Annotated in this window: 14 protein-coding genes; 3 read left to right on the forward strand and 11 right to left on the reverse strand. The window is 60.5% G+C overall.

Annotation, left to right across the window (positions count from 1 at the left end):
* Positions 1–50 precede the first annotated feature (50 nt).
* The 7 genes from LBC97_14605 to LBC97_14635 form a co-directional block, all read right to left on the reverse strand.
* The gene (locus tag LBC97_14605; GenBank protein MDR2567261.1) at positions 51–1,229 is read right to left on the reverse strand and encodes a thiolase family protein; all 1,179 of its coding nucleotides are present in this window, start codon (positions 1,227–1,229) and stop codon (positions 51–53) included.
* Positions 1,230–1,336: 107 nt separating this feature from the next.
* Positions 1,337–2,002 (reverse strand): 3-oxoadipate CoA-transferase, encoded by a 666-nt coding sequence (locus LBC97_14610; GenBank protein ID MDR2567262.1) that lies wholly within the window; start codon positions 2,000–2,002, stop codon positions 1,337–1,339.
* Positions 1,999–2,679, reverse strand: a complete 681-nt coding sequence (locus LBC97_14615) for a 3-oxoacid CoA-transferase subunit A (protein ID MDR2567263.1) — start codon at positions 2,677–2,679, stop codon at positions 1,999–2,001. The genes LBC97_14610 and LBC97_14615 overlap by 4 nt, the downstream gene beginning before the upstream one ends.
* A 210-nt stretch (positions 2,680–2,889) precedes the next feature.
* A complete protein-coding gene (locus tag LBC97_14620) occupies positions 2,890–3,762 on the reverse strand; it encodes a carbohydrate ABC transporter permease (GenBank protein ID MDR2567264.1) in 873 nt (290 codons plus the stop codon).
* The gene (locus LBC97_14625) at positions 3,755–4,657 is read right to left on the reverse strand and encodes a sugar ABC transporter permease (GenBank protein ID MDR2567265.1); all 903 of its coding nucleotides are present in this window, start codon (positions 4,655–4,657) and stop codon (positions 3,755–3,757) included. Before LBC97_14625 ends, LBC97_14620 begins: the two co-directional genes overlap by 8 nt.
* Before the next feature lie 95 nt (positions 4,658–4,752).
* Positions 4,753–6,069 (reverse strand): extracellular solute-binding protein, encoded by a 1,317-nt coding sequence (locus tag LBC97_14630; protein MDR2567266.1) that lies wholly within the window; start codon positions 6,067–6,069, stop codon positions 4,753–4,755.
* A gap of 248 nt (positions 6,070–6,317) precedes the next feature.
* The gene (locus tag LBC97_14635) at positions 6,318–7,088 is read right to left on the reverse strand and encodes an alpha/beta fold hydrolase (GenBank protein MDR2567267.1); all 771 of its coding nucleotides are present in this window, start codon (positions 7,086–7,088) and stop codon (positions 6,318–6,320) included.
* Between the two features lie 436 nt (positions 7,089–7,524).
* On the opposite strand from LBC97_14635, the gene LBC97_14640 reads away from it, so the two are divergent.
* The 3 genes from LBC97_14640 to LBC97_14650 all read left to right on the forward strand — a co-directional run bounded on the left by LBC97_14640 (position 7,525) and on the right by LBC97_14650 (position 11,367).
* The gene (locus tag LBC97_14640) at positions 7,525–8,358 is read left to right on the forward strand and encodes an enoyl-CoA hydratase/isomerase family protein (GenBank protein ID MDR2567268.1); all 834 of its coding nucleotides are present in this window, start codon (positions 7,525–7,527) and stop codon (positions 8,356–8,358) included.
* Positions 8,343–10,496, forward strand: coding sequence for an acetate--CoA ligase family protein (locus tag LBC97_14645; GenBank protein ID MDR2567269.1), 2,154 nt, complete (start codon positions 8,343–8,345; stop codon positions 10,494–10,496). The genes LBC97_14640 and LBC97_14645 overlap by 16 nt, the downstream gene beginning before the upstream one ends.
* A 109-nt stretch (positions 10,497–10,605) precedes the next feature.
* Entirely contained in the window at positions 10,606–11,367 is a 762-nt protein-coding gene (locus LBC97_14650) for an enoyl-CoA hydratase/isomerase family protein (GenBank protein ID MDR2567270.1), read from the forward strand.
* An 82-nt stretch (positions 11,368–11,449) separates the two neighbouring features.
* On the opposite strand, the gene LBC97_14655 is transcribed toward LBC97_14650, so the two are convergent.
* The 4 genes from LBC97_14655 to LBC97_14670 all read right to left on the reverse strand — a co-directional run bounded on the left by LBC97_14655 (position 11,450) and on the right by LBC97_14670 (position 15,437).
* Complete coding sequence (locus tag LBC97_14655) at positions 11,450–12,232, reverse strand: ATP-binding cassette domain-containing protein (protein ID MDR2567271.1); 783 nt, start codon at positions 12,230–12,232, stop codon at positions 11,450–11,452.
* Positions 12,225–13,214, reverse strand: coding sequence for an ABC transporter permease (locus tag LBC97_14660; protein ID MDR2567272.1), 990 nt, complete (start codon positions 13,212–13,214; stop codon positions 12,225–12,227). Before LBC97_14660 ends, LBC97_14655 begins: the two co-directional genes overlap by 8 nt.
* Positions 13,215–13,339: 125 nt before the next feature.
* Entirely contained in the window at positions 13,340–14,407 is a 1,068-nt protein-coding gene (locus LBC97_14665; protein MDR2567273.1) for a substrate-binding domain-containing protein, read from the reverse strand.
* A gap of 343 nt (positions 14,408–14,750) precedes the next feature.
* A complete protein-coding gene (locus LBC97_14670; GenBank protein ID MDR2567274.1) occupies positions 14,751–15,437 on the reverse strand; it encodes an alpha/beta fold hydrolase in 687 nt (228 codons plus the stop codon).
* Positions 15,438–15,440: the final 3 nt, after the last annotated feature.

Here is a 15,440-nt window from a genome sequence, read left to right on the forward strand (position 1 = left end):
CGGTCGCACTTCCAACTGCACTTCCGGGCCACCGAGCGCAGTTCACCGGTTCATGCCTCAAGAATGACAGCGAGGCCCTGGCCCACCCCAATGCAGGCTGCCGCCAGCCCCCGCCCACCGCCTCGCCGTCTGAGCGAATGGGCCAGGTGTCCCACAAGTCGACCACCTGAAGCTCCCAACGGGTGACCAATGGCGAGCGCGCCGCCGTCTGTATTGACCTTCGCGGGATCCAGACCCTCCCATAGTTTGAGACAGCCAAGGGACTGCGCAGCAAATGCCTCATTCAGCTCCACCAGATCGATGTCATCCCAGCTCAACCCGGCCCGTCCGAGCGCTTGGGCGGCGGCTGGCACTGGAGCGATCCCCATCAAATTGGGCTCGTTGGCTGCCAGTCCACGGGCGACTACACGCGCCAACGGAGCGGAGGGCAACACGCCTTCGGCGGCGACCAGGACCGCAGAGGCACCATCGCTCAATGGCGACGCGTTCCCGGCCGTTACCGTTCCCGTCTGGCCGGGTCCGCGAAAGGCCAGTTTCAGGCCTGACAACGCCTCCAGCGTGGTGTCCTCGCGGATCGACTCGTCAACGACCAGGCCGGTTCCGGGAACCGTGACCGTGTCCAGGGCATAACGGCCTTCCGCCCACGCCGCAGCCGCCAAGTGGTGACTGCGCAGTGCAAATTCATCCTGAGCCTCGCGGCTGATACCTAGCATCTCTCCGACTTGTTCGGCCGTCTCACCCAGAGACACCGTCCAGTCGCCCGGCATTGAAGGATTGACCAGGCGCCATCCCAGCGCCGTCGAAACCAGAGTCTGGTCTCCAGCAGGGAACGGGCGGTCCGGTTTCAGCAAAACCCACGGTGCGCGGGACATCGACTCGACGCCGCCTGCCACCACGATTCTGGCATCACCGACCTCAATCGCGCGAGACGCCTGGATGACCGCTTCGATGCCTGAAGCGCACAAGCGGTTGACAGTCACACCTGGCACGGAAACGGGAAGTCCAGCCAGCAGCGACGCCATTCGGGCCAGGTTGCGGTTCTCCTCGCCGGCCCCGTTGGCGTTGCCGAAGATCACATCGTCGATTGATGCGGGATCCAGATCGGGATTGCGCTCCAGGATGGCCCTGATCACCAAAGCCCCCAAATCGTCGGGGCGGACTCCGGCCAAACCCCTGCCGAACTTCCCGAAAGGCGTCCTAACTGCGTCATATATGAACGCACTGACCATCTTGATGACCCTACTCTCTGCGAAAAGTGAATTGCGGTTTCGCGGGCGTCTCGTCGCGGAAGGCCGAAGAACCGTCGGCTCCCTTGGCTGATCCCGTCATAGTTGATTCAGCCGCCCGGTGCTGCATTCGCGGCGAATCGCAGCGGTGCTCCCGTGTGCGCTTTGACATAGCCCGCGTCAACACCTGGTGCCAATTTGACGGCCAGCAGCCCGTTGGGAGTCACGTCGAACACCGCGAGTTCGCTGACTATCGCGGTGACGCAGCCGACCGCTGTCAATGGCAACGTGCATCGTTCGACGATCTTCGGGTTCCCAGACCGATCGTTGTGCTTCAGCATGACGATGACACGTCTGGCTCCCACAGCGAGGTCCATCGCACCGCCGATGCCGGCCACCCGGCCGCCACCAACACTCCAGTTCGCGAGATCGCCATTAGCCGCAACCTGGAAGGCACCCAGCACCGTAGCGTCCAGCCGCCCCCCTCTGGCTATGCCGAAAGAAATGTCGTGGGCGACCACGGACGCTCCGGCCACTAGCTGAATCGGTTCGCACCGGGCATCGATTATATCCGGATCCGGTTGCTCTTCCTCACGAAGCGTCCTGTAGCCGATCAGCCCGTTTTCGCAGTGGAAGACAACGCCGTCGGCCGGATTCACCTCGCTTGGCACCAACACAGGCATGCCTACGCCCACGTTCACAACCCATCCCGGCTCCAGCAAAGCGGCGACTTCGCGAGCTTGCTCCCGCTTGCCCCAGCCCGTCGACTCAGTCATTTCCCTGCACCCTCGACGTAAAGGCGGTCGACGAAAACGCCTGAAAGATGCACATCATCCGGCGCAAGGGCGCCCAACGGGACCAGCTCTTGAACCTGGACCACGGTCGTAGATGCAGCCATCGCCATCACCGGATTGAAGCCGCGGGACGCATAGCGGAAGCGCAGATTCCCGAACGGGTCGGACTGAGCAGCCTTGATCAAAGCGAAATTCCCCGGGAGCGGGTCTTCCAATATATAGGTGCGGTCATGAAACCTTCGCTCCGCTTTACCCTGGGCCACGGGCGTGCCAACCCCAGTCGGGGTAAAGAAGCCGCCTAGCCCGGCTCCTGCAGCTCTCAGGCGCTCGGCCAAAGTGCCCTGCGGCACCACTTCCAGGTCAACCTCGCCTGCGTCCAAAACCGCACGAAACGCGGTCGCTCCCGGATGGACCGGGAAGGTGGTAAGCACTTTCGCCACACAGCCAGCTTTGAACAGTTCTCCAACATCCCCCGGCCGACCCATACCGCAATTGTTAGTTGTGATAGTCAAGCTCTTCGGACCGGCCTCGGCCAAAGCCAGAATCAGCAAGTCGGGAACGCCAATGCCGCCCCAGCCGCCAACATGAACAGTCATGCCGTCGGCAACTCCAGCCACCGCATCGGCTACGGTTTCCACGATCTTCGATGGCCGACTCACGCCTCACACCCGCACTCTCCACTCGGCTTTCCGGTGGGCCCGGTTCGTTGTCCGCGCAGATGTGCGCGTGCCGAATCAGATTGACACGCTGACAGCAGGGTTGTCAAGCCCGGCCCACCGTCGCCGTTTCCACCCTCTGATGGGCGCGGCCCCTCCTCAGACCACAAGTCCTGTCCGTAACCTCCGATTGCTTCGTTCGCCGTCATCTGGTCACGCCCCCATCAACGCCATGCCCTTGCTGTACCGCTGAGCCACCCCAAACACGGCCAGCATAGGAATCATGCTGATGACAGCGGCCGCGCACGTCGCACCCACATTCACCGACAGTTCATTCTGGAACCCTGTCACATAGACCGGGACCGTCGACGACGAACTATCAGTCAAGGTCACAGCGAACAGATAATCGACATATAGCTGTAGAAAGGTCAATGCGGCCGTTGACGCGATACCGTCGCCCATGAAAGGAATGATGATTCGAACCATCCGCTTCAGAGTCCCAGCTCCGTCGAGGGTCGCCGCCTCCTCGACCTCCCTCGGAATGGCGTCGCAGAACGCCTTGAGCACCCAAACCTCAAGCGGAACTCCGATCGTCAGCAAAGCGCACAGCAACCCAGGCTTCGTATTTAGGAGTCCCAGTTTCGAATACAACATGTAAAACGCCGCCACTAGAGCAATAGTCGGTAGTGCTTGAAGACCAAGGAAACTGACGTAAGCCCGATTGGCACCCTTGCTTGGCGTTAATCGCGACAACCCATAGGCCGCCGGGAAGGCCACCACGAAAGACAGCAACATGGCGCCGCCTGCCACGATTATGCTAGTGAGCATGAAGCCCCAAATGACCGGTTGCCCAGGACCGCCAAGGATTATACTGCGATAGTTTTCGAGCGTGAGTTGCCTAGGTAACGACCAGCCAAGGACCGGTTCGGAATTCGGAGAGAGCGAGGTCACGAATAGGTAGTAAAGCGGAAGGAGAACCCACAGCAGAATCACACCCACAGCAACGCCGAGCCCTATCTTTACCGCGAGACGATGATAGTTCCGCGGTCGGCGCGCGACAGTCACGGGTTGGATCACACTAGACATAGGACCTCCGTACCACTGCTCGGGCGGCGAACCAGGCCGCAGCCATTCCTAGAATGAGCACAAGGATCGACTGCGCCGACCCGTATCCAAAGTTGAGGAGAGTGAACGAGTTGTTGTATATGTACGTGGCCAACACTTCGCTGCTATGATCGGGGCCGCCCTTCGTCATTGCCCACGGGAATGCGAATGTGTTCAGTGAAGCCACCGCCTTGAAAACCACAGTGACGAACACAACGGGCATCATCATCGGCCAAATGACGTGCCTTACCCTCTGCCAGAAATTGGCTCCGTCTATCTGAGCGGCTTCGAGAGGATCTCGGTTTAGGGACTGCATGCCGCTCGACAGCAGAATGAAGGACCAAGGAGACCACGCCCAAATGACAGTGACCAAGAGTCCAATAAAGGCCGTCCTGCTGTCTCCCAATATTGGTAGATCCAAGGGAATTCCAAGAATCCGGTTGACCTGTGAGAAGGGCGGACCATACATGATATGTGCCCAGAAAGTGGCCGCTGCCGACGGCACCAGAAGTATTGGCAGTATGAAAATCATCTTTAGTACCCGGCCGAGCCACCGCCGAACGCTGAACACTATCAGCGCCTGCACAAAGCCCAGGGCGAGGTCGGCCAGTCCAGTGATCACAACGTAAACAAGAGTCCGCAGGATCGCCATATGTAGGCCACTGTCCTTGAGGGCACGGCCGTAGTTGTCAAGCCCCGCGGACCCGGTGGTCAGGTGGTTCAGGAGGTCATAGTTCCTGGTGCCCAGGTACAGCGTGTATCCCACCGGTACGCCGATGATCACCAGCAAGACGAGCCCTGCTGGCACGCAGAGCAACCAGTAAATCCTCCGTTGCACGCGCGCGTGCACTCGTCCAGTCTTGTTCACTACAGCCATGTGTTGCTCTAGCTCCTTATCGCTGCTCGAGATGGGGCGGCGGTTCACGAGCGTCCACGCGGACGTCGCGCGCCGCCGCCCCTCTACGCCTTCTTCTAGGATGAGCCCTCCACAATCTTCGCAATTGCTTCACCGGAACTGGCGGCGAAGTCCGCTGGCGAAATCTGGTTCGCCATGAGTTTGTCATAAGGGGAATCCAAGGCAAGCCGAATAGCTGAAGTGTTCCCATCGATCAGGAATGCGGTGCCCTCTCCCACCGCGTCCACCACCGCGTCGGGCAGCACGCCCTCCCCAACAGCCTTCTCTGCGACCATCGCGTCGGTCGGTACGAAAGTCCCATTCGGACTCGCGACCGCCAAGCCGAGGTTCTCTTCCGAGTGTAACCACTCGAGGAACTTCCAAGCCGCCTCCTTATGCTTGCTGGATTCCGGAATCGAGTGCATCCAGAACGAGATGAACTCTCCAGCGTCGCTTGTGAACGGCGGTACTCTGAAACTTGAGACCGGGCCGCACTTCGACTCTGATTCCTTGATCTTGCTCCAACTCAAATAGATCAGGTCCATGTACATGGCCGCCTGGCAATTGTTGAAGAACGCTGCGGCACCATCTGTCGCCATACCTGTCAATTCCTTCGGTGCCGCGCCATGCTTCCAGACGAGGTCTTGCAGATAGGCTGCGGCCGTGGCCACTCTTTCCTGAGCGTCGGTCTGCCCCGGGCCCCAACCCGCCGTTCCATCGTTCTCTTGCCATGTGAGCCCAGAGCGGAAGATCAGTTCCTCGAGGACATTGCGGCCGGTTTCGCCCTGACCAGGGACAACAATGCCATAGCGGTTCGGAGGATCATTGAAGAATTGCACCAACTCAAGCAAAGACTCCGGACTCTCCGGCGGGACCTGCATGGCGTGGCCGAACTCAGCCTCGAATGCCGCCTGATTGGCCGCGTCCTCGAGGAGATCGGTCCGATAGGCAACACCGTACCCTCCCGCGTAGAAGGGCAAATACCGAAGCTTACCTTCAAATAGGTCCTTCTCTTGTGCCCATCCCGGTTGCTGTGATTGGAATTTCTCGAATGCCGAGTCGTCGCCGAGGAAGCCATTGAGATCGGCGAGGTACGGGCCTGCGGCAGAGACTGTGTCGTTCGGCAGCGTGACAACGTCATATGTATCTTGATTCAGTTGGAGGGCGCTCAGCACCTTCTGCCGAATCGTCTGCGTATCGTTGAGGATCAGATTCACCTCGATGCCAGTCTCTTTTGTGAATTCTGGAATCTTGTCCCAAACCTCGTTGAACTGCGGGTGTCCCTGGGCGTCGATTACGGTAATAGTTTGACCAGAGAGGTCACCGCCATCGGAGCCACCTCCCGTGGAACCCGACGAACACGCACCAACAAGTGATGCGGTTACGGCAACCATCAGCAAAGCGCATTTTGAAGCGCTCGGTGTGACTAGCTTTCGAAGAGTGTGCATTGGCTATTCCTTTCAACTTGGTGGTGATCGCAGTCGCCTATTGAGTTCTAGAATGATCTAAGATGGTTCCCCTTCTGCCGCTTTGGCGATTCTTCCCAACGAGCCGATGCTCAATGCTGAGGTCAGTTGACCCGGCGCTTTCGACGACCCATCTAGCCGGTCGGCCCGTCGGCAGGACTGAGCAGTTGGCGGCTTCACCGAGGCTCTTCCTTCCCTGTGCGAGTCGTTTCCGCTAGCTCGGCCGCAATTCCGATGAGTTCACGCGCGAGGACTTCGGGATGCGAGACCATGGCGTCGTGTGGCAAGTCGAGAACGCGGTAGTCGAGGAGCCTGGCTCGTTGATCGCTGACCTTCGACACTAGATTGGACCGGCTGAATCTAAGGTAGGTCTTGGGAATCGGCTCCGCGGCCGACACATCGCCCAGCGGTTGTGTGAACGTCGCCGCAGGCTGATCGGAAAGGCGGGCCCGCACCCATGACACATCGGACGGTTCCCTTATCCCGAAGTAGGCCAGACCGCTGCCTCGACCAGGCACCACTCGCCCCCGACCGTCGGTCGCGATCAACTGCTCCAGTTCCTGCCGCCGCTCTGCGTCACAGATATCGAAGTGACATTCCCCGCTGCGGGGCACGACAGCGTCCAAATAGATCATCTGGGAGACGCGGTCCGGCACCCTGGCCGCAGCCCCGGTGATGACCATGCCTCCGTACGAGTGGCCCACAAGTATCACATCGCGCAGGTCGTTGAACTTGATGAGGTCCGATACGTCAGACACATGCGTCTCCAGATCGACTTCGAAACGATCTAGTAGGTGGGCACGTTCGCCGAGCCCGGCTAGAGTAGGCCAACGAACCGAACTGCCCTCACGCTCCAATAGAGGCACCAGCCGTTCCCAACACCATCCGCCGTGCCTCGAGCCGTGTACCAGCACAAAAAGGCACCCAATGGCAGCAGAACCAGTCATCTTGACGCCGCGGGCTTCCGAAGTCGAGCTTCGATGCGGCAAGAGTTCTGGCAAGAAGAACGTGGCAGCGAACGTCCTCTCTCGTTGCGGCAGATCAAATTCGGCGTTGCACGGGGCGAGACTCCCCAGTTCGCACTCCGAGTGAGCCGTCGTGCCGCGCCGACAGGATCGTCACGTGTCACCGTTGCCACCTCAATCTGTCTACACTCCGCACGTTTGTGCGCTCCACGGACACGCTAAGCTCGACCGGGCCTTTTGTCAAGCCCCCATTCTTGGGGGATGAGCCCTCGTTGACGCCAAATGGCCGCTCGACTCAACGCAGCCGGGGCATTGACTCGCATCGACGCCAGCTATAGACTCTGTGCGTATGGTGGCTGCTTGTGCGGTCAACGAACAACGATGTTTCCCAAATTCCTAGGAAGGAAGCGATTGTCAGGTGGCTGAGTACCGGTCGGACTACAACCCGTCAATGGAGCCGAAAGATCTCAAGTATGTGATCTACGAGAAGAGGGACCATGTGGCCCACGTCACACTGAATCGACCCGAAGTCCGCAACGCCTTGCATACTTGGGCCTACCAGGAGTTGCACAAGTGCTGGACCGACATCCAACTCGATCCCGACGTCTACTGCGGGATCGTCACGGGCAGCGGCCAGGCGTTCTGCGCAGGACGGGACGTCAAATTCTTGGCGGAATACCAGGCCAAGGGCCTACGGACTCCCCACGAAGACCCGACTAGCCCGCATTACAGCTGGGGTGGGGGCGGCCAGCCACAGGACTCTATCTTGCAGAAGCCTCTGATCGCCGCCATCAATGGTTTCGCTGTCGGCGTCGGCATTTCCATTGCGCTCCAGTGCCAGTTGCGCGTGATGGCAGAGGATGCATGGCTCGGCGACCAGCACACTGCCATTGGCCGACTGGGCATGCCCCATGAGATCTACTGTGAGCTTCCTCGCACCGCTGCGGCGTACCTCACGCTTTGCAACGGCCGTCTGACCGCAGAGGAATGCTACCGGCAAGCCATAGTCAACGGGGTAGTTCCGCGAGAAGAGCTCATAGCTGCCGCTGAGGGCCTGGCTCAGATGGTCTGCCGGAACTCACCTCTCGCTGTCCAGGGTGTGGTGAAGGTCTACAACATGGTGAAATCCTTCACTCCTGTCATGACGGAATACGTGTCAGAGATGGACCGCCAAATCGGCGAGTCGGACGACATGAAGGAAGCCGCGGCTGCGTTTGTCGAGAAGCGCAAACCTGTATGGAAGATGCGATAAGGCGGGAATGTCTCATGGCGACAGGTGCCGGCCTGAGCGACGTTAGCGGATTTCTGAACCCGGCTTCGATTGCCGTTGTGGGGGCCTCGGACAGAGAGGCCTCACTCGGCGGGGCCTCGGTGCGGTTCCTGCGTAAGTTCGGCTACCCCGGGGATGTCTGGCCCGTCCATCCGAGCGCGAAAGAAGTCGCCGGGTTCCCAGCGTACCCCGACTTGCCTTCCCTGCCCGGCGTGCCGGACCTGGTCGTCTTTGCCATTGCCGCAGGCCGCATTCCTGCGGCGGTGCGCGCCTATGGTGCCGCCGGAGCAAGGTCGGCAGTCATCTGGGCCGGCGGCTTCGCCGAAGGCGGTGCCGACGGCAAAGCGCTACAAGAAGATCTCGCGGCGGCCTGCGCCGAAACCGGGATGAGCGTGTTGGGGCCAAATTGTATCGGCATCATCTCCACCGCGCAGCCCATGATCGCCAGCTTCGGATCATTCATGCGCGAAGTCGATACGCTTCCCGCCGGGCACATTTCGGTCATGGGGCAGTCGGGCGGGCTTGTAACCATGGCCATCGCTCACGCGCGAGCTGCCGGTTTTGGCTTCCGGTATGCCATCAGCACAGGCAACGAGGCCGTGCTCACAACCGCAGACTTCATCGGTGCCTGCGCCCAGGATCCCGAGACGCGGGTGATTGCGGCCTATATGGAAGGCGTCAAGGACGGTCCCCGGCTGTTGAGCGCCCTCGACATAGCCCGCCAGGCCGGCAAGCCTGTGGTCGTACTGAGAGGCGGGAGTTCCAAAGCAGCCGCGATGGCGGCAGCCGCGCACACTGGCGCGCTCGCTGGGGAGTCAAGGGTATGGCACGCCGTATTTCAGGAGTACAGCGTTGTCGAGGTCTACTCGCTCGAAGAACTAATAGACGTGGTAACGCAAATCGCCTCGATGCCGGTTCCCATGCGCCCAGCGAGTAACGGCGTAGCCCTCGTCACGTTTGGCGGGGGCGGCGGCGTGCTAGCAGCCGATCAGTGCGAGAGAAGGGGCTTAGCCACGCCTCGGCTCAACACCGAGTCCAGATCGAAACTTATTCCACTGGTGCCATCCATCGCTTCGGTCCAGAATCCCATCGACCTCACCCCGCAGGTATATGCGGACCCGCAATGGCTAGCCAAATTGCCCACCGCTCTGGACACAATCGCCGCAGATCCAGCAATCGACTCAGTCCTCCTCCAGTACGGGCCGATGGCCGCTGGGGCCGAAGCCATCGCACGGATGGCCAAGGAGTTCATGGAGCGTTCGCCGATTCCTGTCATGCTGGGATGGCCGTTGGCACCCAAGGCCGCCGCCGCGTGGCTGGCCGAGCGCAACGTAAACGTTTTCGTTGAGTATGACCGCGCCCTCCGCGTCATCTCTGATCTTTTTGCCTCAACGACCGGAAGCGGCTTTGGACCGCCACCCCCTCCTTCGCAAATCGACTGGGAAGCTCTGGTGCCATGCCCGGTTCCCGGAACGGTTCTGGCCGAACACGAGGCCTACGACGTGCTGCGCGCGGCCGGGCTGCCAGTGGCCCCAGGTCGCTTGGTCGCCCAAGCCACCGACTTGCAAGATGTCGGCGAGCAGGTCGGCTGGCCGGTGGCTATCAAGGGCATGAGCAAGAAGTTCACGCACAAGTTCGCAATGGGTTTGGTCGCCTTGGGTATTGGCTCACCAGCCGAAGCCGCTGAAGCCGGAGCCATGATCGAAGCCCGTGGCCAAGAGTTGGGCGCCGACCTCGAAGGGCTGTTTGTTCAGCACATGGTCGACGGTGGTCAGGAGGTCCTCGTTTCCGCACTCCGCGACCCGAACTTTGGCGTCATAGTGTCCTGCGGAGCGGGAGGCGTGCTTACCGAGGTGATTGACGACATTGTGCTGCGCCGAGCCCCGTTTGGACCGGACGTGGCCGGGCACATGCTGAGCCAACTGCGCGTCGTCCGGCGAGCTTTGAACAGGGGATTGGTCGGGCCCTCTCTCGAGCCGATGATCGGCTTCCTGGTCGAATTCTCACGCGTGGCTGCTAGCGCGCCGTGGAAGTCGTTCGTCATTGAGGCGAACCCCGTCAAGTGGAGGTCGGACGGGGTCTGCGCAGTGGACGCTCTGATCATAATTGAAAAGCCATGAGTTGGGCTGACCTGCGGCGGGTCGGCGACAGCGCGGCTTGGACTACCAGGTAACTCCGGCTGCTTGTAAGCGCACAAAGCATCTTGGCAGGTAAGAAAAGGAGAAACTAGTGGAATGCGTAGAACTTGACATACCCGTACCGCATGTAGCCGTGGTGATGCTCAACCGGCCACCGGTGAACGCGCTTAATCAACAGGCCCGCCACGAACTGATCGCTGTGATGGACGAGCTACAGAGCCGGGACGACGTACGGTGCCTTGTGCTGACGGGGAAGGGAAGAATCTTTTGCGCGGGGGCTGACATCAAAGAGAAGGCGGATCTAAACCAAGGAGACCATTCCCAAGCGGCCGCGAACAGGCTCACTCGCGACGTATTCCTCTCGGTGCTCGATTCCTCAAAGCCGGTCATCGGTGCCATCAATGGGCACGCCCTTGGGGCCGGGATGGTGCTGGCGAGTTGCTGCGATTTTCTGCTGGCAGCGGACACAGCTAAGTTTGCGATGCCAGAAATCGACGTTGGCCAAGGGGGAGGCGCCAGCTACTTGCAGCGGGTCCTCCCACTAACCCTGATGCGCAGAATGATGCTGACCGGCATGAGGGTGCCCGCCACGGAACTCTACCGGCGGGGCGTCATCGAAGAGTGCTTGTCGGCTGACGAACTGGTGGGTTCCGCTGTCGAGGTGGCTGCGGCGATCGCCGCCAAATCGCCGCTGGCAGTCCGCACCATCCGGGAATCCTTCGTGTCGGTTGAGCACCTCCCCATGGCGGAGGCCTTCAAGATCGAACAACGCTACACATCCATGCTGTCTGCCTCCCCGGACGCCGACGAGGCCCGCCGAGCGTTCTTTGAGAAGCGCAGGCCCGTATTCTGAAAGCTAGGGCCTTCGAATCGGCTCGGCGCGACGCGCGGCCCCGTGGTCAAGAAACCCCGAGGCCGCGTGTTCGACCCGTGCACTACTCGATTTCCGCCGGATCCTGGCCATCCATGTCGATCTCCTCGCCGCCGGCCATCAGTGTGATCACTTCCAATCGTGTGCGCTCGCCCGCGCGGAACTGGTCTAGAACCTTCCCCTGCTTCAGCACGGTGAACGAGTCGCCAACCGTCAAGGCATGGTGCGCATTGTGAGTGATGAAAATGATCGCGACTCCTCCGTCGCGCGCTTTTCGAATGAGCCGCAGTACGACAGCGGCCTCCTTGACCCCCAGGGCTGACGTGGGCTCATCGAGAATCAGGACCTTCGCGCCAAAATAGAGCGCGCGGCCTATTGCGAGGGCTTGGCGCTCGCCTCCTGAAAGCGTGCCCACCAACTGGCTGGCGTCAGCCACTCCACGAATCCCAATGTTCTTTATTTCGGTTCGCGCGACACTTGCTGCGGCGCGATGGTCGATCCACCTCAGCGGGCCAAAGCCTTTCATCGGTTCCCGCCCAATGAAGAAGTTCTGAGCGATGCTCATCAACGGGAAAGTGTCTATCTCCTGAAAGACAGTGGTAATGCCCCGCGCCTGAGCGTCGCGAGGAGATCGGAAGTCCACCGCTTCTCCATCAACGCGGAGCTCGCCTCGGGTGACCGTGTGCACGCCTGACAGAATCTTGATCAGCGTGGATTTTCCGGCTCCGTTGTCCCCCAGCAGACATGCCACTTGCCCGGGGGCAACCGAAAAATCGACATCCGACAGCACTGTGTTCAGGCCGAAAGTCTTGCACACTTTGACGAACTCGACCACGGGCTCAGCCATTCGCTACTCCTTCCTTCGCAACAGGCGGTCTTCGGGCGAATCGTGGTGGTGACAGCGCCATCTTGCGCAGCCTGTTGTTCGAGATCACGGCAACCAGCAGCAAAGCTCCCAGCAGGACTTGGGTGAGGTTGGCGTCCCAGCCTGCGTAGAAGAGACCCGCCTTGCTGATGCCATAAATCAGAATGCCGAAGAAGACTCCCGTGATGCTCCCGTATCCCCCTGTTATCAGGACCCCACCGATGATCACCACGATTGGCACGTCGAAAACGTATCCCGATCCGGTGGTCGGGTCAGCAGTGCTGAACTTGACCGCCTGCATCATGCCCACAAACACGGCCGACATGCCCGCGCATGCGAACAAGGTGATCTTCACCCGATTCGTCAGCACTCCTGAGCGTCTAGCGCGCTCGGTGTCCCCCCCGGTCGCAAGAATCCAGTTGCCGAAGCGAGAGCGCCGAAGGACCCACGCGCAGATCATTGTGATACAGATGAACCACACGATGGAGACGTCGAAGTTCGAATCTCCGATCTTCGACGCGAAGAGGCGAGGAAGCACTCCCTCGCGGTCAATGAGCACCGAAAGAGTCGTCGATTTGGTCAGGGCTTGGGCAATGGTTACGCCCAAGCCCAAGACGATAAGCATCATGCCGAGCGTGACAATGAACGAGGGCATACCTGTTTTCGTCACCAACAAACCGTTGGCTAGACCAAAAGTCAGGCCAATGGCAAGGCCTGCCACCAAAGCCACGCCTAGAGGCAGCCCGAAGTATCCCGTCATCAAGCCGACAGTCACAGATCCGGCACCAACCACCGACCCGACAGACAGGTCCAATTCGCCGGAAATCATTAGCAGTGCCACTGGCATGGCCATCATGCCAAGGTCGGCCATGCCGTTGACCCATGCGGCCGTGCCGTCCAGGCTGGTGAAACCGCTCCCAGACGACACGACCGCAAAGAACAGGTACAGAACGACCGCGACCACCGCCGGTGCAAAGGCCTGGGACCGGACGAGCCGACCCGGCCATGCGCGCCATCGAGATTCCATTGTGTTGCACGCCCTCCTACGTACTTACGGCGCTCGCTGGGTTCCGTTCCGCCGTTGCTGGGTTAGTTGGCACCACGCACACCCGGATACTGGGCAACGATCTCGAGCGTCTGATCGAGGTTGTTCTTGTCGATGGCGATGGCGCCCGGTATGACTGCGCCCACAGGATGGATCCCGTAGCGGATGTACTGGTCCAGGATCATTATGGCTTGGAAGCCCCAGAGGTACTGCTGGGTGTCCACGATCCCGTCCAAAGTGCCGTCCCGGAGCAATTCGATGGCACCTTTGGATATGCCCAAAGTTGAGAGCTTGATCTCTCCTGTCTTGCCGATGTTCTTGATGGCATCGGCGGCGTAGATCGCGATGGAGGAGTTCTGAGTCCACACGCCGTCGATGTCGGGGTGTGAACTCAGGTGGCCCTGGATCGTTTGGGTGGCACTCGCCGGGTTGTTCACGTCGGTAGCGGGGATGATGATCTGCTCAGATACTCCGCCGGATTCTTTCATTCCCTGTTCCGCGCCGTCGCAGCGCTGCTGCAGCCCCGGGTTGGAGGCAGCGTTGTTTACGCAGAGCAGATGCTTGACGCCGGTTGCTGCGGCAGCTTTGCCGGCGGCCAGGCCGGAACCGACCTTGTCCTCGCCAATGAAGGTCAAGACCCCTTCTGATTCCCAGGTGTCCATGCCGGAGCTGATGGTCACCACGGGAATGCCCTGCTCTACGGCCCGTTTGATTCCTGGGCCAAGCGAGTCAGCGTTGAAGTTCCAGACGATCAATCCGTCGGGGTTCTTGGCAATCGCTTGGTCAAGCAACGCCACGTAGTCTGGGATCACATTCGAATAATCTTTCGATGCCGAGTACTGGTAGTCGGTCATCCCCAGCAAGGCAGCAGCGTCGTCGGAACCGAGCTTCATAGGTTGGAAGAAGGCGTCCGATACGGGGCCGTTGACGGCGATGATGTAGGGGGCTTTGGAGTCCGTCGGGGCGCCGGTCGGTTGGGCCTTGGAGTCGGTCGGTTGGGTCTTGGAGTCGTCACCAGTTGAGCACCCAAAAGCGGCGCCAACTGCGGCGATACTGACAACTCCGACAAGGATTCTGCGCCACATCTTCGTGGTGCCGTTTGATTCGATCATGCTCGCTCCTTCACGAGTCTGTTTCCTGCGCCTCGTTGTTGAGGCACCTGTCCAGCGTCTACTCCTTAGTAGGGCGTCTGTTCTCACGGGAGACGAGGCACTGCTGCGTCCAGCTAGACTGGCACGCGTGCCTTGTTCGTATTACATCACTTTGTGCGCATTGTGTCAATGGCCCAACTGCCAAGTCGCGCAATCCTGCGCTGACCCGTGCCACTCCACATCACGGACGGCACCGTGACGAGCCCCCGCGATCGAGCACACATCTGCGGCAGCGCGGAAGGACCGGCGCGCAGTTCGCTGGTTCCACGTATCGCCACCGACACGGCTCCCCATGGATGACCCCCTATCGGCTAGGTCGCGGACGGCCATGCCTCAGCACGTCGTTGAGCAGTTTGGCTAGATCCTTCGGAGCGGTGAGAAAGGGCGAGTGGTCGGAGTCGATGCTCGCGGAGTACCGCATGTTGCGAGCCATCTGCTGCTGCACATCCGGCTTCAGCGCATGGTCGCGCAGACACACAATGTAGGTCGACGGCAGCCGTTCCCACGGCCGGTTTTCAAGACCGATCGTTGTTCCCGGCGGAGACGGCATCGGGCGCAGTCGCGCCCAAGCAGCCTGTGCTTGCGCTCGCGTGCATTCGCTGAAGAAGGTCTGCCAAGCGATATCAAAACTCGGCACATCACCGGTGCGAATCCGATCCGCCTTGGCGTAGGCCTGAAGCTGAGCGGCATTTGGGGCGGGGGCAGCTAGGTAGATCAAGTGCGCCAAGTCGGCTGTGCTGGCCACGATCGACGTGAGCCGACCGCCGTAGCTGTGCCCGCACACCACTGTGTCGCCTCCAAGATCCTGTACGGCCTGGCGGACCACGGCTACGTCCGACGCAACAGAGTCAAAGGGCAATTCAACGGCGACAACCTCGCGGCAGTCGGGGTCGATGAGGCCCATTACTTCGGACCAGCACCAAGCGCCGTGCCACGCACCATGCACCAGCAGCAAAGGGCTGAGGGGATCAACCCCGCTACGACCGGTCATCTT

The organism is Bifidobacteriaceae bacterium, assembly GCA_031281585.1.
Taxonomy (GTDB): Bacteria; Actinomycetota; Actinomycetes; order Actinomycetales; family WQXJ01; genus JAIRTF01.